This window comes from Lysinibacillus sp. FSL P4-0201, assembly GCF_038593425.1.
GTDB lineage: Bacteria > Bacillota > Bacilli > Bacillales_A > Planococcaceae > Lysinibacillus > Lysinibacillus capsici.
In genome coordinates this window covers 2,346,761-2,368,474 of the sequence record NZ_CP151995.1, presented here as the reverse complement: position 1 = coordinate 2,368,474, position 21,714 = coordinate 2,346,761, and the positions used below count along the sequence as shown (strand labels likewise).

At 36.3% G+C, this 21,714-nt stretch carries 20 protein-coding genes; 9 read left to right on the top strand and 11 right to left on the bottom strand.

Annotated features, from left to right (window positions below; genetic code table 11):
• Nucleotides 1–45: 45 nt before the first annotated feature.
• On the top strand, nt 46–327 hold the full coding sequence (locus MKY76_RS11810; RefSeq protein ID WP_227744874.1) for a hypothetical protein: 282 nt from the start codon (nt 46–48) through the stop codon (nt 325–327).
• Nucleotides 328–354: 27 nt separating this feature from the next.
• Here MKY76_RS11810 and MKY76_RS11805 read toward each other — a convergent pair whose 3' ends face one another.
• The 4 genes from MKY76_RS11805 to MKY76_RS11790 all read right to left on the bottom strand — a co-directional run bounded on the left by MKY76_RS11805 (nt 355) and on the right by MKY76_RS11790 (nt 5,596).
• Nucleotides 355–822, bottom strand: coding sequence for a DinB family protein (locus MKY76_RS11805; RefSeq protein WP_259950768.1), 468 nt, complete (start codon nt 820–822; stop codon nt 355–357).
• Between the two features lie 48 nt (nt 823–870).
• Nucleotides 871–1,374 (bottom strand): GNAT family N-acetyltransferase, encoded by a 504-nt coding sequence (locus tag MKY76_RS11800; RefSeq protein WP_048392764.1) that lies wholly within the window; start codon nt 1,372–1,374, stop codon nt 871–873.
• A gap of 71 nt (nt 1,375–1,445) precedes the next feature.
• Nucleotides 1,446–2,552, bottom strand: coding sequence for a response regulator (locus MKY76_RS11795; RefSeq protein WP_131520212.1), 1,107 nt, complete (start codon nt 2,550–2,552; stop codon nt 1,446–1,448).
• Nucleotides 2,549–5,596, bottom strand: coding sequence for an ATP-binding protein (locus MKY76_RS11790; protein WP_131520213.1), 3,048 nt, complete (start codon nt 5,594–5,596; stop codon nt 2,549–2,551). Before MKY76_RS11790 ends, MKY76_RS11795 begins: the two co-directional genes overlap by 4 nt.
• Nucleotides 5,597–5,943: 347 nt before the next feature.
• Here MKY76_RS11790 and MKY76_RS11785 point away from each other — a divergent pair, with 347 nt between their 5' ends.
• Nucleotides 5,944–6,309, top strand: coding sequence for a hypothetical protein (locus tag MKY76_RS11785; protein ID WP_131520214.1), 366 nt, complete (start codon nt 5,944–5,946; stop codon nt 6,307–6,309).
• A gap of 79 nt (nt 6,310–6,388) precedes the next feature.
• On the opposite strand, the gene MKY76_RS11780 is transcribed toward MKY76_RS11785, so the two are convergent.
• Both MKY76_RS11780 and MKY76_RS11775 read right to left on the bottom strand, forming a co-directional pair.
• Complete coding sequence (locus tag MKY76_RS11780) at nt 6,389–6,820, bottom strand: DUF2935 domain-containing protein (protein ID WP_131520215.1); 432 nt, start codon at nt 6,818–6,820, stop codon at nt 6,389–6,391.
• A 69-nt stretch (nt 6,821–6,889) separates the two neighbouring features.
• Nucleotides 6,890–8,305, bottom strand: a complete 1,416-nt coding sequence (locus tag MKY76_RS11775) for a PLP-dependent aminotransferase family protein (protein ID WP_131520216.1) — start codon at nt 8,303–8,305, stop codon at nt 6,890–6,892.
• 166 nt (nt 8,306–8,471) lie between these two features.
• On the opposite strand from MKY76_RS11775, the gene MKY76_RS11770 reads away from it, so the two are divergent.
• Nucleotides 8,472–9,089 carry an FMN-binding negative transcriptional regulator gene (locus MKY76_RS11770; protein ID WP_342556577.1) on the top strand — a complete coding sequence of 206 codons (618 nt, stop codon included), beginning with the start codon at nt 8,472–8,474 and terminating at the stop codon, nt 9,087–9,089.
• Between the two features lie 45 nt (nt 9,090–9,134).
• On the opposite strand, the gene MKY76_RS11765 is transcribed toward MKY76_RS11770, so the two are convergent.
• A complete protein-coding gene (locus MKY76_RS11765; RefSeq protein WP_054550151.1) occupies nt 9,135–9,653 on the bottom strand; it encodes a GNAT family N-acetyltransferase in 519 nt (172 codons plus the stop codon).
• Between the two features lie 127 nt (nt 9,654–9,780).
• Between MKY76_RS11765 and MKY76_RS11760 the strand changes: the two genes are divergently transcribed.
• Entirely contained in the window at nt 9,781–10,383 is a 603-nt protein-coding gene (locus MKY76_RS11760) for a YitT family protein (protein ID WP_054550150.1), read from the top strand.
• Nucleotides 10,384–10,430: 47 nt separating this feature from the next.
• Here the strand turns inward: MKY76_RS11760 and MKY76_RS11755 are convergent, their stop codons facing one another.
• Nucleotides 10,431–11,039 (bottom strand): DUF4304 domain-containing protein, encoded by a 609-nt coding sequence (locus MKY76_RS11755; RefSeq protein WP_342556576.1) that lies wholly within the window; start codon nt 11,037–11,039, stop codon nt 10,431–10,433.
• A 540-nt stretch (nt 11,040–11,579) separates the two neighbouring features.
• Here MKY76_RS11755 and MKY76_RS11750 point away from each other — a divergent pair.
• Nucleotides 11,580–12,488: a C40 family peptidase gene (locus tag MKY76_RS11750; RefSeq protein WP_342556575.1), complete on the top strand. Its 909-nt coding sequence runs from the start codon at nt 11,580–11,582 to the stop codon at nt 12,486–12,488.
• A 128-nt stretch (nt 12,489–12,616) separates the two neighbouring features.
• On the opposite strand, the gene MKY76_RS11745 is transcribed toward MKY76_RS11750, so the two are convergent.
• The gene (locus MKY76_RS11745; protein ID WP_237900835.1) at nt 12,617–14,146 is read right to left on the bottom strand and encodes a DHA2 family efflux MFS transporter permease subunit; all 1,530 of its coding nucleotides are present in this window, start codon (nt 14,144–14,146) and stop codon (nt 12,617–12,619) included.
• A gap of 1,022 nt (nt 14,147–15,168) precedes the next feature.
• Nucleotides 15,169–16,599, bottom strand: a complete 1,431-nt coding sequence (locus tag MKY76_RS11740; protein WP_342556574.1) for a PLP-dependent aminotransferase family protein — start codon at nt 16,597–16,599, stop codon at nt 15,169–15,171.
• Between the two features lie 352 nt (nt 16,600–16,951).
• On the opposite strand from MKY76_RS11740, the gene qoxA reads away from it, so the two are divergent.
• From qoxA to qoxD, 4 genes are read left to right on the top strand one after another with little or no spacing between them, the layout of a single operon-like run.
• A complete protein-coding gene (gene qoxA, locus MKY76_RS11735; protein WP_054550145.1) occupies nt 16,952–17,842 on the top strand; it encodes a cytochrome aa3 quinol oxidase subunit II in 891 nt (296 codons plus the stop codon).
• A gap of 20 nt (nt 17,843–17,862) precedes the next feature.
• A complete protein-coding gene (qoxB, locus tag MKY76_RS11730) occupies nt 17,863–19,812 on the top strand; it encodes a cytochrome aa3 quinol oxidase subunit I (RefSeq protein ID WP_257960977.1) in 1,950 nt (649 codons plus the stop codon).
• Nucleotides 19,809–20,405: a cytochrome aa3 quinol oxidase subunit III gene (gene qoxC, locus MKY76_RS11725; protein WP_048392792.1), complete on the top strand. Its 597-nt coding sequence runs from the start codon at nt 19,809–19,811 to the stop codon at nt 20,403–20,405. Before qoxB ends, qoxC begins: the two co-directional genes overlap by 4 nt.
• Nucleotide 20,406: 1 nt before the next feature.
• Complete coding sequence (gene qoxD / locus MKY76_RS11720) at nt 20,407–20,691, top strand: cytochrome aa3 quinol oxidase subunit IV (RefSeq protein WP_036079092.1); 285 nt, start codon at nt 20,407–20,409, stop codon at nt 20,689–20,691.
• Nucleotides 20,692–21,079: 388 nt separating this feature from the next.
• On the opposite strand, the gene MKY76_RS11715 is transcribed toward qoxD, so the two are convergent.
• Nucleotides 21,080–21,634 carry an XRE family transcriptional regulator gene (locus MKY76_RS11715; RefSeq protein WP_131520223.1) on the bottom strand — a complete coding sequence of 185 codons (555 nt, stop codon included), beginning with the start codon at nt 21,632–21,634 and terminating at the stop codon, nt 21,080–21,082.
• Between the last annotated feature and the right edge of the window lie 80 nt (nt 21,635–21,714).

Genomic DNA, 21,714 nt, shown 5'->3' with positions numbered 1-21,714 from the left:
TTTAAGCTGGACTTAGCATCTTATACTTCCTACCGATACGATCAATTGCAATATCAAGCTGAAATTAATAATGATATGAAATCCCTTGCTATGATTGCAGAGGAAATAGTGACCCATATTTTATTTCCTGAGCGAAAGATTCCCTACAAAAATGTCATAGACCCTGTCACTTTTATCAAGGGTAATATAGGTTATATGCTCTTTAAAAGAGCGGATGGTACAAATGTAAGCTATCAGCTGCAAAAGAAAGACGGCACATGGATCGTAACAGATAAAACAAGTAAGCCAGGTAAGAAAATGGAGGATCTGTTACCGTGGTATATATAGAAAAATGAAGCCAACTGATTCCATCAGTTAGGCTTCATTCTTTAAGAGCGTTTGCATCATACTTTTTATAATTCCCATGTGAAAATTTTCATGGTTCATATGAAAGACAACCATATCACCTAATGTTTTCATACCTAAAAAAGGTTCTTTAAGCGGTTCATGTAGATGTCCTGCACAAGCTTGTTCAATCAGAATTGGTTGTTCCTCTAGGAGTATAATAATTTGATCCATTGTTGGCGGTTGCTCAGTCCAGTTATCTGGTTTACTGCCACTAGGAAACATTACATGATAGGATAGAGGCAAATGCCTTTCTTGTGTAACAGCTGGAAAAATGGTATGATCCCAACCAACTAATAGATGACCAGCATTCCAACGAATATTGTTATGATGTCCTGCGGGTATCTGATCAGCAATATTCTCAGGGATCGTACGTAGAAATTCAACAGTCCAATTACGCCACATTTTCATTTGCATAAATAATTGTGCTTCGTTCATATACTAGCTCCCTTTCTACACGTTTTCAGTTATATTCAATACCATGGATTAAATTAATTTATAGTAAATTACGGTTGCTTCTAATTCTCCATCTGGTGAAATAGTATATTGAGGAATTTTCCCCACTTCTTGATAATCTAATGATTTATATAATTTATTGGAAGGATCCCCTTCTCTCGTATCTAAAACTAGCAAGGAGCGGTTTTCTTGTTTTGCTCGTTCCTCTGCTTGTTGCATCAGCGCTCGTCCAATACCGTTGCGTCTAAAGTTGGGATGTGTCATTAACTTGCAAATTTCAGCACGATGAATGCCATTTGGTTTGCTAGTTAAATGCAATTGAATACTACCTGCAATTTCATTATTTATTTTCGCAATGAACAGTAAGACATCTGACGCTAAGACAGATTGCCAATATTTTATCGCTTGTTCTTGTGTGAGTGGAGGTAAAAAACCTACGGATGCTCCTTCATCTACGACCATAATCAATAATTCAGTAAGCCTCTCCAAATCTTGCTCAATATGGTGAAGCTCAATTATTTCAATCTTTTGCATGCCGAAAGCATCTCCTTTTTATAAAATTATTACCTACTATTAAAACAGAAATTACTTTTCCGAAATCGTTTCTAAACGTTGAGTAAGAACTCGTTGTATTTTCTATAAAATTTTTCTGGCACAGCGAGATCAATTTCAGCTAATTTTGCCTCTATAGATTCAAAGAATTTTATACATTCTTGTTTCCTATTTTGTTGAATTAAGAATTCTAACAATTGAAACATATACTGTTCATTGTATTCGTCTAGCTCTAAAAGCTTTTGTAGGCAATTATACTTTAATAAAGTGTGGGCAACGTCTGTACGTGCAATATACTGTTCAAGCACATGTAATACAGATTGCTTTAAGCGGAGCCTGATTTGATTAACCCATAAATACTCCTCATCTATTAAAAAATCACCCTCATAGCAATTCAATAACTGCTGAATGGATTTCTCATCATGTTGATCCTGCTCCAATAGTTGATTCAGCTCATCATAATCAGTTTGAATTTCCGCATTTAATTTATAGTGATTATTGACCAAGAGTATGGGATCTTGAATACCATTGTCCTTTAATATCTTTCTTAAATGATAAATAGTTGTATGTAAATTACTAGCTGCCTTTTCAAAGTTCAAATCTGGCCACAATTCCTCTAAAAGAACTGCATTTAACATAGGCCGTTTTTGGTGAAATAGTAAATATAAAAATAGTTCACGTACTTTTCTTGTTCGCCACTTAATCACATTATGTTGAACATCCAGTAGATAAAAGCTGCCTAATGTATGCGCATATAATGAGTTTTTCTTCTCATCCCTCGGCGCCACCGTCACGACCATTTTTTTCTGTGCTTTTGTTAACGCATTAATCAGTCGTTTTTCCTGTACTGGCTTTAATAAATAATCTGTTGCCTCAACTTCAAAAGCCTCCACGGCAAATTGTGTATGAGCTGTAACAAAAATGATTTGTAAGGATGGTTGCTTGTGTAGGAGCTGCTTTGCAAGTTGCATACCGTGTGTGTCAATCATTTCAATATCTAAAAACACTACATCAATTATTTCTTTTTCAAGAAACTGGAGGACCTCAGTTGGATTTGTAAATGTTCCCTTAATGTTAATCTGAAATTGGGCAAGTTGTTTAACCATAATAGATAAAACATCAATGGCCAATTTTTCATCATCAACGATCATTATATTCATGTGACACCACCCTCTGGTAATAAAATGACAATTGTTGTTCCCTTTCCTTCTTCGCTGTAAATTCGTAAACTAGCATTTTTTATTAATTTAAATTTCTTTAATGGATTCATAAAGCCAATTCTTGTACTTTCTTCATTTAGCAATTGGTGCAATTTTTCTTCTGAAATTCCTACACCATTATCATAGATATTAATTCTTACAAATTGTCCCTCTCTCTGTAGGCTTAATTCTATGGTCCCTCCCTCTACTTTCTTAGAGATACCATGGAACACTGCGTTTTCAATTAAAGGTTGAATGGACAATGCAGGGATTCCTAATTGTATCGATTCGTCAATATCATATTTAATACGTAAACGATCTCCAAAGCGCATTTTTTCAATTGATAAATAGGCTTTTACAAGCTCCATCTCCTCATCAATGGGGACAATGCTATTTCGATAATGAACATTCAGTTTTGCACGGAAATAAGTGGCTAAACAATAAAGAGCTTCACGTGTGTTTTCCATATCTGTATAACTTAAACCAATAATCGTATTAAGTGTGTTATATACAAAATGTGGTGTGACCTGTGAATATAAATAGTTCATTTCTACTTCGATTGCATCGATTGATGATTGTCGAACAGCCAATAAAGATTCAATACGAATAAAAAGTTCATCGGTAGAAATCGGCTTTTGTAGATAATCATTCGCCCCTACTTTTAACGTTTGCAGTAAGTCAGATTGCTTCATAACTGTAGTTAAGATAATTATTGGTAGTTCCAGCATATCATATTGTTTACGTACACGTTTACATAACTCATAACCCGACATGCCATTCATCATTAGGTCGATTAACATACAATCTACATGATTGGTTTTAATATAATCGATCGCATCAAAGCCGTTATCTAAGGCGATCACTGTATATCCCTTTAAACTTAGTGCTTCCGTTAAAGTTTTTATATTGACATGGTTGTCATCTACCACCAGTATTTTTTTATCGCTTCCTTTATAAATAAGGGGCAGTCGAAGCTGTATTTCTGTATCTGTATGTGATGTAATGATAGCTTGTTCATTACTTACGTTTTCTAGTGTTGAGAGGGGCATTGTAAATGTAAATGTTGTCCCTTCCCCTACAGTGCTTGTCACATAAATGTTACCATTTAATTTTTCAACAATATTTTTAGTAATACTTAATCCCAAACCTAGCCCTTCTTTATTATGATGATTGTTTCCTTGATAAAAGGCGTTAAAAATACGATCTAATTCTTGTGTCGGAATTCCACAGCCTGTATCACTTACTTGGATGACCATCTGCTCCTGTTCAACATGCGCAGTGACTATGATTGTTCCATTTTGTGTAAATTTAATCGCATTATGCAGCAAGTTATATAAAATTTGTTTAAAGCGTAATTCATCCGTGTAGATCTTTGGCAAATCTAAGTTTATCTCTGCTGTTACCCTTACTTCACTATTTTTGGGCATAAGACTACGAATTTCGGCTACTACCTCATGTATAACAGATAGAGATACACTGCGTAGACTAATCCTTACTTCTCCTGTCATTTGATTAGAAGAAAACAATAAATCTTCTACTAAATGACCTATGCGCTGTGTAACGCTGTGAATTAGAATAACTTGCTCCTGTTGAGATCGTTTTAATGGTCCTTGAGCACCTTCCATTAAGGATCTGGATATATTTAATATTCCGTTTAGGGGGGCACGGAGTTCATGCGAAGTTTTCAGAAGAAATTCATTCTTCATTTGATTATGTTCAAGCAATTCTTCTGACAATGCTGCTATTTTTAAAACAGCTTGATTGGCACGATAATTTAATAATGAGGAAAAGCCAAATAATATTAGTAAAAATAACATGAATTCTGTATAGTCAAAAGGCATCCCAAATAAAAAGTTACAAATGAGTAAAATAGAATAACAACTAATCGCTGTAATAACTATTAGCACATAACGCACAGCCTCTAAACGTTTTAGCATGACCTTTATAAGCAACCAAATATTATAGAAAATAACTGGAGCCGTGACACTGATATAGATTATTTTTCTCATAATCATTTCAAATTCTGAGGAGGCTCTTTCATTTTTTGTAAAGGGATTATAGATACCGTACATAACAAACACGATACCAAGTAATATGGCAAGCGTGTATAAAATTTTTCTTTCTAGTAACTGTGGGTACATCGCATTTATAAAAAATGTTAATGCAAGCAATGCGAGTGGAATGATTCCTAATTGCAGACGTAATTGATTGACCGTCGATAGATCAGTAAATAACAGGAAAAATACTTTTTGATTGATAAACGACATATAAAATCCTAATGAAATAGTAAATAGACCAAAGAATAACTCTTCCTTACGCTTGCGATTCTGTAAAAATGTAAAGACATAGATCGCACCAACTATAATATGACCTATACTCACTACTATATCTAAAAACACTTTCCAGTGATAATGCTTTTGAATAGCCTTCATCGTACCAAATTCAATAGGATAAACAATTCCAGCCTGAGGATAATTGTAATTTGCAACATGGATGACAACGTCTAGTCTTTTATTGACACTAGGAGAAAAAACGGTATATTTATCATCATTTTCAGATGCATATGCGCTTAAAACAGTACTTGGATTTCCTTTAGCCCCTACTTCAACGCCATTAATGAATACACGACTAGCTTGACGAATCGTTCGAATATATAGGCCGTAAACTCCATCTGATGGTACCTCTATGTTGACGTGATAGGTTCCCACCGAAAGCCCCTCTTCATTTGGCTCTACATATGCTTGCCAATTAAAGGGTATATTTAAATTCAGTTTTTTATGTTGATAGCTATCAAAATTTTCCCCCAAAGAAATTAATACATTTGGATAAAAGGCCCATTCTCCTTCTAGCTTTACAGGCTTTAATAATTGCTCTTCCTCTAATTTTCCTACACCTTTATGTATAATTTTTGGCTGATTAGTGGAGAAGTAATGCCAATTACCAATAAAAAAAACAATCACAAAAAGCATGATTATACTTACAATAATTATGATATTTTTTTTCATTTTCGTGCCCCCAAAGATCGATCATTTATGATGTATCTTTACATCATATTGCTCACTGTTTTTACAATCAACCCCTTTTGAGATAGTAGCATACTGTGTTTGAACAAAATCTAAACAAGCAATAATAATACCTTTCTTGATGTTTTGTTTGTTGTTATTTTAAAAAAATGATTGTGAGCGGATTAAAAATTTTTATTAGCCTCTGGAAACATGTGAAGTGAATTGTTTTCAATAAATTACTATTGTCTAAATAGACTTTCCACATTATCGAAGGGAAATATTAATCATTAAAATTTTTCTAAAAAAATGTTATTATCAGAAAGGATTTTGATTGATGGAGGATTTTGATGAAGGTTGATTTTGAAGAGTTATTAAATGGTGTTTTTTCATCTTTACAAACTATTGATGGAGTAAAATCCGTGAATTCCATTCTTGAAGTACTAAAGGATCGAATTATTTTCCCTGAGATTACCACTCTAATATTGAACACTAGGTTTGAACTGGTTTATTTATTTAACGAGCAGAAAGTAGTGTTTAAAACATTAAAAGAAGTATTGATTGATTCAAATTATATAGAAGAAATTAATTTAATCAATCAACATTGTCATTCAATTGAAAGTATTCTAAATGACTTTGTTCACGCAGATACACTTAAAAATTATTCTTTAAGTCTCCTTTCCTTTAAATATAAAGAGAAAATTCCGAATAGTTAATATTGTGATGGTGAAAACGTCCAAAAAATGGAGTGTGGCAAGTGTTTTTTCTCCAAACTCCATTTTCCAGACGCTAGACCTAGTATTTCTGTTGATATAAAATGGTTTGGGCAATTCCGATAAAATATTCGGATTCTACAATGATATGATTTAATACAACTTTAGCTGTAGGATTTGCGCTTATCGGTTGACTTTCTTGCATAAGCGTTCGGCAAAACTGGATAAATTGATCACTCTGTTGCAAACAGAAGGAAGTAAGCTGTAACATATCCTGAAACAGAGCTGGAGAAACTTGTCCCTGGGAACGATTGACGGTTTCTATATATCTTACAACTTGCTGATGTGTTTGAGCAAAAGCTTTTTCCCATTCCTTTAACGCATCGACATATTGCTGCTCCAAATCTTTCACAAGCTCTCTTATTACTACTGTATGCTCCTCTTCTTGATGTTTCCAAAATTCAGCTTCATCTAATACACGTAATGGCATTTGATGGCCATAGTAAAATTGCATAAAAATCCCCTCCCACTTATCTCTATTATGTATATACAAGAAATGTGGAAATAGAACTTTGAAAGAGATTCACGTCATAGTAGAACTTTTAAACCAAGCATTGTTTAATAGCTTAATGCCTGTGTCAATCTCATCTTCCGCTAGATTAGCAAATCCAAGTAATACCTTTGCAGGCTGAACAACCAAGGGATTTGCATAAAAAATAGATGTTGGGTAGACCTTAACACCAGCCATTTTTGCTGTATCAATCAATTCCTCTTCAGTCATCTTATTATTTGGTTCAAGTAAAATATGTAAGCCACTGCTGGCTCCATAAATTTTCCCATTTTCCCCGAACGTTTGTTGAATGGACTTTAGTAATGCCTCATATCTTCGCTTATAACTATTTCGTGTTTTATTCAAATGTCTCTCCCAATGCCCACTCTCTATAAATAGCTGTAACGTATGCTGATGGAGTCTAGACACAGTTTGAACATAGTAATTGTTTTGATGAAATAAATCCATTAATTTTCTAGGTAATATCATATAGCTTAGCTTAATGGCTGGAATCAAAGATTTTGAAAAGGTGCCCATATAGATGACGCGATCACTTGAATCTAATCCCTGTAGTGCAGGAATCGGTTTTCCAGCATATCGAAATTCCCCATCATAATCATCCTCGATGATATAAGCATCTTCTTCCTTAGCCCACTCTAGTAATGCTAATCTTCTTGAGATAGGCATAACCGTTCCAAGGGGAAATTGATGGGAGGGTGTGACATAAACAGCCTTGATGTTATTGTTTCTTAACGGATCGATATGAATACCATGCTCGTCAAGTGGGATTGGTTTCACCTTTATACCATTATCTTTAAACAAGTAACGAACGCGATAATAACCTGGATCTTCCATAGCAAAAAGCTCATTCCGTCCAATTAGGTTACATACGATACCAAGAAGAAACTGCAAGCCTGCTCCTATAACGATTTGCTCTGCACTGCATTGCACCCCTCTTGATTCATAAAGGTAGCTTGCCATATAATTTCTTAATTCCAGCTCTCCCTGTGGATCTCCATATAAAAGGAGCTGAGCCTGTTCTTCATCAAGGCTCTGCATTGATAATTTACGCCATATTTTAAAGGGAAAATCTTTTAAATTAATATCTCCATAATTAAAATCGTACTTAATTGCTGGTCGTTCTTGTTTCTGCTGAGTCGCTAATTGTGGTTCAAAATGATGAGGGCCTCCTTGAAAATAACCTTTTTCAAGATCAACCACATATAGTCCATCTCGCTCTTTACTTATCACATAGCCCTCTGCAAGGAGCTGCTGATAAGCTGCATCTACAGTGTTGCGACTAATCTGTAAATGTTTAGCTAGACTACGCTGAGACGGCAATTTGCTTTGAGCCCTTATCTTTCCATTTTGAATTTCTGCTTTTATATAGTTATATAATTGAAGGTAAAGTGGTTCCTCATTATTCAGGTTTGGTGTCATTTCGAGCATGATTCTTGGCTCCTTTAGAAATAGCGTTGTTGGCACTTTTATGAGGTGCCAGTGATTGATTATAATAAAATCTACATTGTTGAGTAGAAAATGTAAAGACGTGCCTACGCAATTATTTGTTTATTCGAAAAACTCACGATGAATTTATGTATAAGGAGAGGTTTCCATGTATGTTCCTAAGTATTACAAAGTATCGGATTTAGAAGAAATCAAAGAATTTATTCAACATAATTCCTTTGCAACAATCGTTTCAATTCGAAAAGGTAAGCCTTTTGCAGCCCATATACCCGTGTTGCTGAAAAAAATGGAGGATGACTATTATCTGACAGGTCACTTAGCCTATGGTAACCCTTTATGGAAGACCTTTGAGGAAGTACAAGACATTCTCGTGATATTTAATGGTCCACATGCCTATATCTCTTCTTCGTGGTATGAGCATGAAAATGTACCAACCTGGAATTATCAAGCTGTCCATGTATATGGAAAGGCAAGTCTGATTGAAGGAATAGCTTTAGAACAAGATTTGACTAGCTTACTTGAAAAATATGAGTCATTCCGTGAAAATCCTGTGTTGTGGGATAAACTATCTCCTGAGCTTTTGCAGCAAGAAATGAAAGGAATAAAAGGGTTTAAAATAAAGGTGGAAGAAGTGCAGGCAGCCTATAAATTAAGTCAAAATCGAAATGCTAGTGATTACGCCAACATAATAAAGGAACTTTATAAAGAGGAAAATCCACATGCTGAGGCGTTAGCTGAGGCGATGAAGAAAAATAGAAGCCATTAAAATAGCAGGCAGAAATGTTGTGAATCAACGTTTCTGCCATAAAATTTAGGCAAGTGTTTTCGTCATGATAAGATCAATTTGTTCTTCATCACCCATATAAAATGAATGGGCGCCTGTTTGGACAAAGCCTATTTTCTGATAGAAACCGATGGCACTGTCATTTTTCTCCCAAACCCCTAGCCAAATGCTTTTTTTGTTTTGAGCCACAGCCTCCTCTATTGCTTTATTCATAAGGTATTTGCCAAGCCCTTTTCCTTGATATTGATGTCGAACATAAATTCTCTCCACCTCTAATGACTCATCCCCCATTAGTTCGGATTGTGCTTCGTTGACATTTACTTTTAAATAACCAGCTATTTCTTCCTCATAATAGATAAAATAGAATGCTGAATCCAAATTGGCCAATTCCTTCTCTAGCTGTTGCTTATGAAAGGCACGCTCTAAATAAGCCTTCATATTTTCAGGGGAGTTCTGGTCTTTAAATGTATCATTAAATGTTTCAATACTTATTGCTTGAAGCTGTTTTAAATCTGCGTGCTCACACTTCTCTAATTTAACTGACATTGATTCCACTCCTTTGTTGTAAACTCTTTCTGGATTTTATATTGCAAATGCAATAAAAAGAGTATATAGTCAATTTAACGCAATTTTGTTGTATTTGCAATAAAAATAGTAGGAGGAGGTCTTTTAGTTGAAATATGTCTTTTATGTAGTGGGCATTTTAATTTTAACGCTAGGTATTTCGCTCACGATTCAATCTAAACTCGGCACATCACCTTTCGATGCGCTTCTAGTAGGATTATCTAAAAATGTGGGGCTAACTGTAGGTAGTTGGGAAATCATCTTAGCTCTCCTATTAATAGGTAGTAATTCCCTATTAGCTAGACAAAGACCTGAAATTTTAGGTTTGGTTACTGCATTGATCACTGGCATAGGGATTGATATGTGGTTATTTTTATTACATGATATAGTATCCCCAGATCTTTGGTTTAGCCAAGCTGTCTGTTTTACCATTGGATTAGTTGTGGTTGGTTTAGGAACGGCAACTTATTTACAAACAAATTTTGCACCAATTCCTGTAGATCGACTTACTTTGATCATCAAAGAATTAACAAGAAAAACGGTTTTCTTCTCAAGAACCCTTATTTATATTTTATTTTTAATGTTAGCTATCATTTTTAATGGCCCTATCGGTGTCGGTACATTATTAACAGTTTGCTTAGGTGGCTATATCCTCCATTTTTTTATGCCGATAACTGGAAGAATACTAGATAATATACTGAACAACTCCTAAAATATAAAACCAGATTCTCGTTCAAGAATGAGCTCTGGTTTTGATGACTAATTTTCCCCAAATTCCACACCGTATTGATTGAAAATGGCTTGGTATTTATTTTGAAAAATGGACCACCTCTGCTCGGTTCCATGCTTCTTCTGCAATGCATTATAATAGAGCTTTGCTGTTGTTACATCATTGGCTTGTAATAACAAATGAAAACTTTCTTCGCCCAAGTGCAAAAATGGCCCTGCTATATAATAATCAACAATGGATCTTGCAGAAGTCATCGTTTCATAGAAATTATGAACCTCCTCTAACCCCAGCAGCAATATTTTTGTTAGTTCGTCCAAATTTGTAGTGGCTGTGATGGAAAATCGATCAGGTGCATTTTCGACAATGGAGTTAATCCTTGCTCGGAAGTGACATTCTGCTTCTTTGGGTGCTGTCACCATTTCTCTTGATTGTAGCTGTGCTATCTCTGCTGCATATATCCCACAGTTCACATAAAACATCATAGTGTTGGCTGTATTACCAGAAGATTTTTGGAAATTGATCAGATAGATAAGGTTTTCGGTTGTTCGATAGAAATTCAATCCTTTCTTTTTAAAGCCTAGCTTGATTAGAAATGGCTTGATGTCCTGTTTTATTAATTCATTAAAAATTTGCTGCAATGGAGTGCCTCCTTCTCCTTTAGTATTCATTCGATTTATGTTTCCTTATTATTTCATTAGCTCTCAGCTGTATTTCTTCATGTTGAACCTACTTATTTTATTATAGTTTAACGTATCCATTGCTCAAAAACATAAATTAAGGCTAACTTTTTCTATCTAACAAAATACGACTTTGCAGTTACGGGAACTACATAAAAGCAGAATTTTCTACCACTATCCTTATTGTCATAACGTGAGTATCACACATAAATAATAATGTTTAAATAACCGTTATGTTGGAAAGCCACTATTACAATAACGATTTTTCGATTGGATAAAACGTTTAAATTAACCCTTATGTCCCTATAAATCCATTAATTTCATATATTTTTAGTAAAATTGCCCATTATTATTGCAAAAGTTTTACACAATTAAAATTAAGGTTTCAATTTTGGTGATTAGGGGTAATTGGTAATATTATTGAAAAATAACTCTGCCCTATTTCATGCTATTCTTACTTTAGTTCAAAGGCGAAAGCTTTTTGAGAGGAGTAAGATTGATTTGAAGAAAAAATGGTTACTACCCATTTTCGCATCGTTTATGTTTTTTACAGGTATGGGTATTCATGATGCGAAAGCGGCAACAATAGCAGATATAACAAATACAGCCAAAGCATATATAGGAGCTCCTTATAAATATGGAGGAACGGATATTAAGACAGGTGTGGATTGCTCAGCATATACACAGTTAGTTTTTTCTAAGCTAGGCATTTCATTAGAGCGTACATCTAAAGCTCAATACCAACAAGGTACTTCGATCGCAAAAGACAATTTAAAAACGGGTGATCTCGTATTTTTTAATACATCTGGAAGCGGTGTTTCACACGTTGGTATATACATAGGTGACAATAATTTTATCTCAGCTACTACAAGTTCTGGGGTTAAGGTAGATACAGTGAATGACCCATACTATTGGGGTTCACGTTATGTAGGGGCAAAACGTATTGCCAACTTCTCAGATTATGGAGAAGTAAAAGATGCGGAAATTGACTTTAGCATATATGCATCGCGTGGAGAGGTAGCTCTTCGATTAGCTAATAAATTACATTTAGATACGAGTAATACGAATTCAAGTTTCCCAGATATTAAGCCATCGTCTAAATATGCAGGTGCTGCAGAGGCACTTAAAAAAATTGGCGTTTTTACGGGTGATGATAATGGAAAGTTCAATCCTGGTTCTCCAATGACACGTGGACAACTATCTAAAGTCTTAGTGGAAGCATTTCATTTAACACAGCAAGGGACAGCTGAACAATTTATTGATGTTCCAAGCTCACATTGGGCAAATAATTATGTAGGGATCCTTGCTTCGAATAAAGTAACCGTAGGTAAAGGTGACGGCACATTCGGAGTGAACGACAATGTCACATTGGTCCAATTAGAAGCCTTTATCCAACGATTAGCTCAATAACTACTAGAAAAGGTATTTCATCTATGGATGGAATGCCTTTTTTTATTCTTACTAGGTTTCCCCACCTCTATATAAAATTTCTTAAGAAAAAACGGGCGTTGCTAAACTGAAGCAACACCCGTCTACTATTATTCCTCTACCTGTTTTCCAGCAACTTCCCCACCTGTGTGATTATCATAGTTAGGCTTAACTCGCTTTATAAAGAAGGCCAGTATGAGTGCGATGGCCGCAATCAATGTGGAAAGGAAGAACGTATAATTGATGCCATGCAGCATGGCTTCGTTTAAGATTTGCTGTTTTACTTCGCTGGCAGACTGTGTCGTAGCCTGTGCTGCATTGGCACTCATATTGTTCATCGCACCTGCAGCCAATTCCTCTGCCTTGGCAGTTGTTTTATTGTTCATAATCGTAATCAGCACCGCAGAACCAATCGCACCAGAAACCTGTTGTAATGTGTTGTTCATAGCTGTACCGTGTGGATTATTGTGTGCTGGTAGCTGATTTAAACCATTTGTCATCACGGGCATCATTACCATAGACATCCCAAACATACGTAATGTATACAGCAGCACCAATGTAGAATAAGCTGTATCCATGCTAATTTTACTGAAGTAATATGTCGTAACAATGGTAATGATCAAGCCAAATACAGCCAAGCTTCTTGCCCCGTATTTATCAAAGAGCTTCCCTGTAATCGGAGACATAATTCCCATCACTATGGCACCAGGCAGCATGAGTAGACCTGAATCCATTGGGGAAATACCACGAATGGTTTGTACGTAAATAGGCATTAAAATCATAGCCGAGAACATCGCCACCGAAATAACGATGGAGATGGCTGAGGATAAGGCAAACATTGGATATTTGAAAATCCGAAACTCAAGCATGGGCTCATCCATTCGTAGCTGACGAAGGGTAAACGTAATTAAAGCAATTGTCCCAATAATAATTGTTCCATATACAAGGATATGATCCCATCCTTTTTCACCTGCGGAACTAAAGCCATAAAGCAAGCCGCCAAATCCAATGCTTGATAGAATAAGAGAAATCACATCGAGCTTAATGGCACGTTGTGGCGTCACATCCTTTAATTTAAAGGCTGCAAAGATTAAAGTTAAAATGGCAATTGGTAGCACAAGATCAAATAACATTCTCCAGCTATAATGCTCGATTATCCAACCAGAAAGCGTCGGCCCGATCGCTGGAGCTGTAATCATGACAAGACCGAACATCCCCATTGCAGCTCCTCGCTTTTCAACTGGAAATGCAGTTAGCATCACATTCATTAATAAAGGCATCATGATTGCTGAGCCTGCAGCTTGGATCATACGTGCTGCTAATAACACACCAAATGCAGGTGCAATACTAGCTAGAAATGTACCTAATGTAAACAGAGCCATCGCTGTAATAAATAATTTTTTATCTGTAAATCGTTGAATGAAGAATGCGCTGGCAGGAATTAAAATACCGTTAATTAGCATATAGCCTGTTGAAAGCCATTGTACTGCAGTGGCTTTCACATCGAATTCGTCCATAATGGCTGGTAGTGCAATGTTGAGTAAGGTCTCATTTAAAATAGCAACAAAGGCCCCGATAAATAAAATGGCAATCATGCCATAAGGCGCTTTTGTCTCAACTGAAATGGTTTTCTCTGACATATAGTATCAGTCCTACTTTCTTTATCTTTTTCAATTTCATTCACATGTTTAGGAAGCCATTTGATTGTCTCAAACAATGGAGCTTCTTCGTGTGTTTGTTCCCCCAATCTGCTGTTTTGCCCCTGCTGATTTCATCACAACCACCCCTCAAAAAAATTAAAATTAAAATTGTTGACGACACAATAGATTGTATTGTATAATTAAAATAGGGATAATTTGCGGTATAATAATTATACAGTGTCTATCTCTATAAATTTATCATAAGACTATACATATTTCAATGTATTTCTCATAAATTTTTTCCCAAAAAGTCGATCCCTGAACTACAGGAATGCGACTTTTTTTGTTGGCGTTATTTTTTAAATAATCCTTCCCTAGTGTTAATTCATAATGTAGTGGCGACTTCTTGTAAGTGTAGCGGCGATTATGCAAAACACTAATGATAGCTCCACCAAATTGTCTTCTTGCACTACTCAACTACTTTTAATGAAAAAAAGCAGCCACCTAGCATCGATTGAATATCGAGACTAAGTGGCTGGATGGTGTTTTTTTAACTAAGATTTAAGTGTCCGTATAGAAGGGGTGCCTATTTCCCCACTATACCTTTGTGGGAATTAAAATATAATAAGGTGTGACTGCCTTGATGTTTTCTCATCAGCAGCCTAAAGCTAACGATTGAGACTGTTTGAACAGGTAAAACTGAGAAAACCAACGATACTTGTTGTGAATTTTTTAAATCTCTTGATTAAAGTGTTTGCCTATTTTTATAGCGAATCAAGTGAACTACCTCTTCACTGATATCTTTCTCTTGCTACTAACAGGTTTGTCCTATCACCTTCCAGATCATAAAAAATTTCATTACTTGTGTGAATAATTGTGAATCCATCCACACTGCCATGATAGTAGTTAGCCTTGATGGATAGTTGTTATCCATGACTCTATCTTAAATACTTTCTAGCGAATTTAAACCATCCACTTAAGCACTTTCTCAGCCATCCACTTGGCTATAATTTACAAAATTACTAGAAGCTATTTAGAGCTTGTGCAAACCTTTTAATCCCCTCATTGATTGAATGAACATCCTCCCTCGCATAAGTGAAGCGTACAAAACCCTTTTGGGAGCCCATCGTAGATCCAGGAACATAAATGACGCCTCGCTTAATGGATTCCTCAAGTAATTGCGTTTCGTTATATTCCTTGAGAACATGACACCATAAATGTATCCCACCTTGAGGAATGGAAAACGTCACTTCGTCCTTTAAATACATATCGAGGCTCTGTACAATGGTATCTCGTCGTGTTTCTAATTCCTTCACTAAATGCTTAATATGCAAATTAAAATTAGGGGATTCTAAAAAATCATTGGCAATCCATTGCGTGAAACTAGAATGCCCAAAGTCAATTTGTTGCTTGGCATCGGATAGTCGTTCGATTACAGATGTAGGACCAACAATCCATCCTATTCGTAAGCCTGAGGCTACAATTTTGGACAAAGAGCTAATATATAAAACATTCCCGTTCTTATCGAGCGATTTAAGCGTAGGCATTTTATCCCCCGAAAAAGCTGTTAGGCTATAGGGGTCATCTTCTACTACTGGTATACCTAGTTTAGAGGATATGTCTAGAATAGCTTCTCTTTTCTTTAAATCTAAGGAAGATCCCGTAGGATTATGAAAATCAGGATTTAGAAAAATCATTTTAATTCGATGTTTTTTATATAATACTTGCAAATCATCCGGGTTAATGCCATCCTTATTGACAGGAAGATAATGGATTTGTAAGCCTGCTGTTTTAAATATAGGCAGATTAAAGTTGTAAGAAGGATCTTCTATGGCGACTGCATCTCCAGGCTTTAACAGGCATTGGACAATCAAATGTAGGGCTTGCTGTGCTCCTGAAGTAATCAGTATGGAGGAAGGCTTTGTCTCAATTCCTCTGCTTTTTTTAATATGCCGTGAAAGTGTTGTCCGTAATATGTCACTCCCTAAAGGATGGTCATACCCAAGGCTACCGATAAATGAACGCGTTGCGGTAATTTCTCTCAAGGCGCTTTTGGGAAAAAGATCCTCTGATAATTCGCCAGTAGCTAGATTAATTAATTTATGTTCAATAGCCTCTTTTCTAATTTTTTGGGTAACAGGAAGGTTCGGTAAAAAGGAACCTGCCTCAATATAGCGATTCCAGCTAGGAATTCGTTTCCTCGTAATGCCCCAGATGTCTTTGCTAATGGTTGTGCCACTTCCACGATTTCGTTCAATCAGCCCCATTGCTTCCAATTCATCGTATGCATTAACTACCGTACTTCTGTTTACACTCAAAGCGTTTGCTAAATAGCGCTCAGATGGTAAGGGCTTATCGGGCGGGAATGTCCCATCTGCAATCCCCTTTTCAATGTATTCTGCGAGCTGCTTATAAATCGCTTTTTTTACTGTTCGATCAGGTTTCCAATCCATGTTTACTCACCTCAGTTATGCCTTATCCTTTCTTAGCTCTAGTAAATAAGCTAAAAAGACAATCATACTATAACAATATTTGAAACTAACCATCCATTTCCTTATTACTTTCACCATCCACTTTCAATTTCAATCCATTTTAATTGATAAAAGCCCTTATTTGATGCGCATTTCCCTCTATAAAATTATACTGAAATTATTTTTCTTGTTTGAGAACATTCTGTGTTATCTTGGAAAACGCCTTGTCTTTCAAAAGAAGTCCCCCTATTATAAAAATCAATTGTGAATCGAATTCCATACAAACCCGTAGTAGCCTATAGCACTTCAATGAAACAGTTAAAGGGGTTTGTTTATGAAAAAAAGTTGGCTCAGATTAATTGGTCTTTCCACTATTGTCACTATGCTAACAGGCTGTGACCCATTGTTAGTATTAGATCCAAAAGGACCTCAAGCTCAAGTGCAAGCCAAAGATATTATGCTTTCGATAGGGATTATGTCCTTTATCGTACTCATTGTTTTTGTGTTGTTAGCTTATATGTTAGTGAAATTTCGTGCATCTAAGCAAAGCCCTGACTATAAGCCTCCCCACATTAAAGGGAGTACAAAGGTGGAAATCATTTGTGTAGGTATACCCGTTTTAATTGTAGCGTACCTATCCTTTATTTCTGTTGAAAGTAACTATAAGGTGGAATCTACACCAGAGAAATACAAACAGGAAGAGCCGTTAATCATTTATGCTTCAACATCGAACTGGAAATGGCATTTTAGCTATCCAGAGGAAGATATTGAAACGGTGAATTATTTGTATATTCCTGCAGAGCGTCCTATCGAATTTAAACTTTATTCTTACGGACCAATTACAAGTTTCTGGATTCCTCAACTGGGTGGTCAAAAATATGCAATGGCCGATATGGTGAATACATTGCATCTGGCTGCGGATCTACCTGGGGAGTATATGGGGAGAAATGCAAACTTTAATGGTAAAGGGTTCGCTGAAAATACGTTTAACGTAACAGCAGTGACTCAGGATGAGTTTGATGATTGGGTGAAGGAAGTAAAAGCAACAGCTGAACCATTAACAGAAGAAAAATTTAATACGTTGCTAGAACCAGGACACGTTGGCCAATCAACCTACACTGGTACACATTTAACATTCCTGCCAGCCCCTGAGGGTGAGAATGGTGGACATCAGCATGGCACATCACACATTAAAGATCATGCTTCTCAACAAAACGATCATTAATTAAAAGGAGACATAGTCATATGGAGTACTTCGAACGATTTGCAATACCCCATCCAAGCCCAGCTATCTATGCATCGATGGTTGCGATTGGACTGACGGTGATAGCAATTATAGTTGGCTTAACCTACTTTAAAAAATGGGGCTACCTTTGGCGTGAATGGTTAACAACCGTTGATCATAAACGTATTGGTATTATGTATTTAATTTCTGCCCTTCTGATGCTTTTTCGTGGTGGAGCAGATGCGATTATGATGCGCGCCCAAATGGCTGTACCTGACAATACATTACTTGATGCGCAGCATTATAATGAAATCTTCACAACACATGGAACAGTCATGATTATTTTTATGGCCATGCCTTTTATTATGGCCTTTATGAATTATATTGTGCCCTTACAAATCGGTGCAAGAGACGTTGCTTTCCCGCGATTGAATGCACTAAGCTTTTGGTTATTTTTCATGGGGGCCATGCTACTAAATATATCCTTTGTTATAGGTGGCTCCCCTGATGCTGGCTGGACGAATTATTTCCCTCTAGCAAATAATGAATTTAGTCAATCTGTAGGAACAAACTATTATTTATTCGCCTTACAGATTTCAGGTCTTGGCACATTAATTACTGGTATTAATATGATTGTGACGATACTTAAAATGAGAGCACCAGGCATGACACTTATGAAAATGCCGATGTTTACGTGGTCTTCATTAGTAGCAAACGTGATTATCGTTTTTGCTTTTCCAGTTTTAACGGTAGCTTTAACGATGGGAACTTTTGACCGACTATTTGCTACTAATTTTTTCACAACATCCGATGGTGGTATGGATATGCTGTGGGCAAACTTTTTCTGGGTCTGGGGGCATCCTGAGGTTTATATCCTGATTTTACCTGCGTTTGGGATCTACAGTGAGATTATTTCTACTTTTTCAGGACGCAATCTCTATGGCTATAAATCAATGGTCGGCTCCATGGTAATCATTTCCTTCCTTTCGTTTTTAGTATGGACACATCATTTCTTTACGATGGGACAAGGTGCTTTAACAAATAGTATTTTCTCGATTACAACGATGGCTATTGCCGTCCCAACTGGGGTTAAAATTTTTAACTGGTTATTCACCCTTTGGAAAGGAAAAATTGTTTTTACAACGCCAATGCTTTACTCCATGTTATTTATTCCTACCTTTACAATAGGTGGCGTAACGGGTGTAATGCTTGGCATGTCAGCCGCTGACTATCAATACCATAACACAATGTTCTTGGTTGCCCACTTCCATATGGTGATTATTCCTGGTGTTGTCTTTGCTATGCTAGCTGGCTTACATTACTATTGGCCAAAAATGTTTGGCTTTATGTTGAATGAAAAAATCGGCAAGTGGACGGCTTGGATTATTGCCGTCAGTACGCTGCTAGCCTTTATGCCAATGTTTGTCTCTGGCTTAGATGGACAAGCACGCCGTATGTACACTTATTCTGCCTCTACTGGTTTTGGGCTGTGGAATATGATTTCGTTTATCGGTGCAATTGGCTTAACAATTGGTTTTATCTTAATTGTTTACAATGTTATTTACAGTATTCGTTATTCACCAAGGAATGTTGGGTCGGATCCATGGGACGCTCGCACATTAGAGTGGGCTACACCAAGCCCTGTGCCTTATTATAACTTTGCCAAGGTTCCACACGTGATTTCAACAGAAGCGTTATGGGATGCAAAATATCATCAGCATGAACTGTTCCCAGAGCCATATGAAAAGATTCATATGCCGAATAATAGCGGTGTACCTTTCTTATTAGGCTGTATTTTCTTTGCATGGGGCTTCTCCTTTGTTTTTGGTATGTGGATACCAACAATTCTCACAACCATTGGTATTTTTATCTGCATGGCTCACCGTTCATTGGAAAAAGATCCAGGACACTATGTACCTGTCGAAAAAGTGAAAGCAACGGAATCGAAATTGCGAGGTAGTCAATTATGAAAATCGATCAATCACTTCCTTTAGAATATAGTACTCAGCAAAATCAATTGAATATATTAGGCTTCTGGGTGTTTATTGGTGCTGAAATTATGCTTTTCGGCACATTATTCGCAGGTTATTTTGTTTTAGTAGACCGTACTGGGAATGGTCCAACAGGAGCGGAGATTTTTGAAATTACACCTGTTTTATTTGAAACGTTTATTCTTTTAACAAGTAGCTTTACCATTGGCTTAGGTATACATGCTATGCGTAAGGGCTATACGAAAGCAATGATATGGTTTTATGTTTTGACATTAGTACTCGGTGTCGTATTTATTGGTTTTGAAGTTTACGAGTTTATGCACTATATTCATGTTGGTGCGAGCTTACAGACGAGTGCCTTTACGGCTGCCCTTTTAACAACATTAGGAACACATGGTGCACACGTTACCTTTGGGGTATTTTGGGGAATGTTCATCGTCTATCAGCTCATCCAACGTGGTTTAACACCAGAAACAGCCAATAAATCGTTTATCTTCTCTTTATACTGGCACTTTTTAGATGTGGTCTGGATTTTTATTTTCAGCTTCATTTACTTGAAAGGAATGGTGTAACATGAGTGATTTATTCCCGATGAAACAAGTCATGGGGTTTGGTGTGTCCATAATCCTTACGATCATTGCGGCATGTGTATATTTTTTCAATCTATCTTTTCCGATTACCATGACTATTTTATTAGTCACAGCATTTATTCAGGCAGGCTTGCAGTTAGTTGTCTTTATGCATGCTGGTGAAACAAATGATAAACCAGCCATCTATACCAATATTTATTATGGCTTAATTATTGCGCTCGTGACCATTTTCGGAACATTATTATGTATGATTTGGGGTTATATCTAAATAGAAAAAAATCGTCCTTACTTAACTTAGTAAGGACGATTTTTGTATGGAAACGCATGATATATAGTCAAAAGACAATGAGGATAAACAACAATTCTTTGAAATTTTCACCATCAAAGTAAGAGTCCACACTTTCATTCATTATGATATCAAGTAATCATAGTTGAGATTGATTGAATGGGATAAATATAGGATTGCCTTTATCAATGTTTATTTTTATAACGCCAATTTTATCGATTTCCTCGTTTAAATGATTGGCGTGTAGCACATCCTTTACAAGCTTTTATTGATATTCATGAAAATAATAAACAATGATGAAATCGATAATCAGAATTATTTTTTTGCTCCCCAAAATAGGATCATCTTCTGCTTGATTATTGTTGAACAATCATGGGGTTGTATATGTTAATGACAGCATTAAATGTACTTTTTCATCCGAGTGATTGATATACGTGTGAAGTTCTTCACCCTTGAATTTAATGACATCCCATTGGTTTAGCTGATGGGTTTTCTCTCCGACCTTTAGCTCCAATTGCCCATTTAATACAAGCACAATTTCCTCGGAACCTGCTAGGTGACACTCGCTGTATTCACTATTCGGTTCAAGACGACCTCTAAACCACTCAGTCCCATTTGTTTTGAATAATGGATCGACAAACCAGTCGTTATTATGACCTGCGAATTGGTAGTCTGAGCCAAAACGATGAACCTCTATATTTTCTTCAAAAGATAGTAAAGCGACAAGCGGAATATTAAGCCCTCTACAAATTTTCCAAAGAATATTGACAGTCGGATTCGTTTCCCCTCGTTCAATTTTCCCTAACGTCAATTTACTAACATTGCTGACATTCGCCAGCTCCTCTAAACTCATCCTTTTGCTTTTTCGAATTTCCCGTAAATTTCCTCCAACTTGTCCAGATAAGTCGATATTTTCCTCCTGCATTCTGCGCACCCCACCCATTGACTTTGTATAAATAGTATATTATAGTATACAAGTCGATTAATTATAGTTTATTTTTAAAT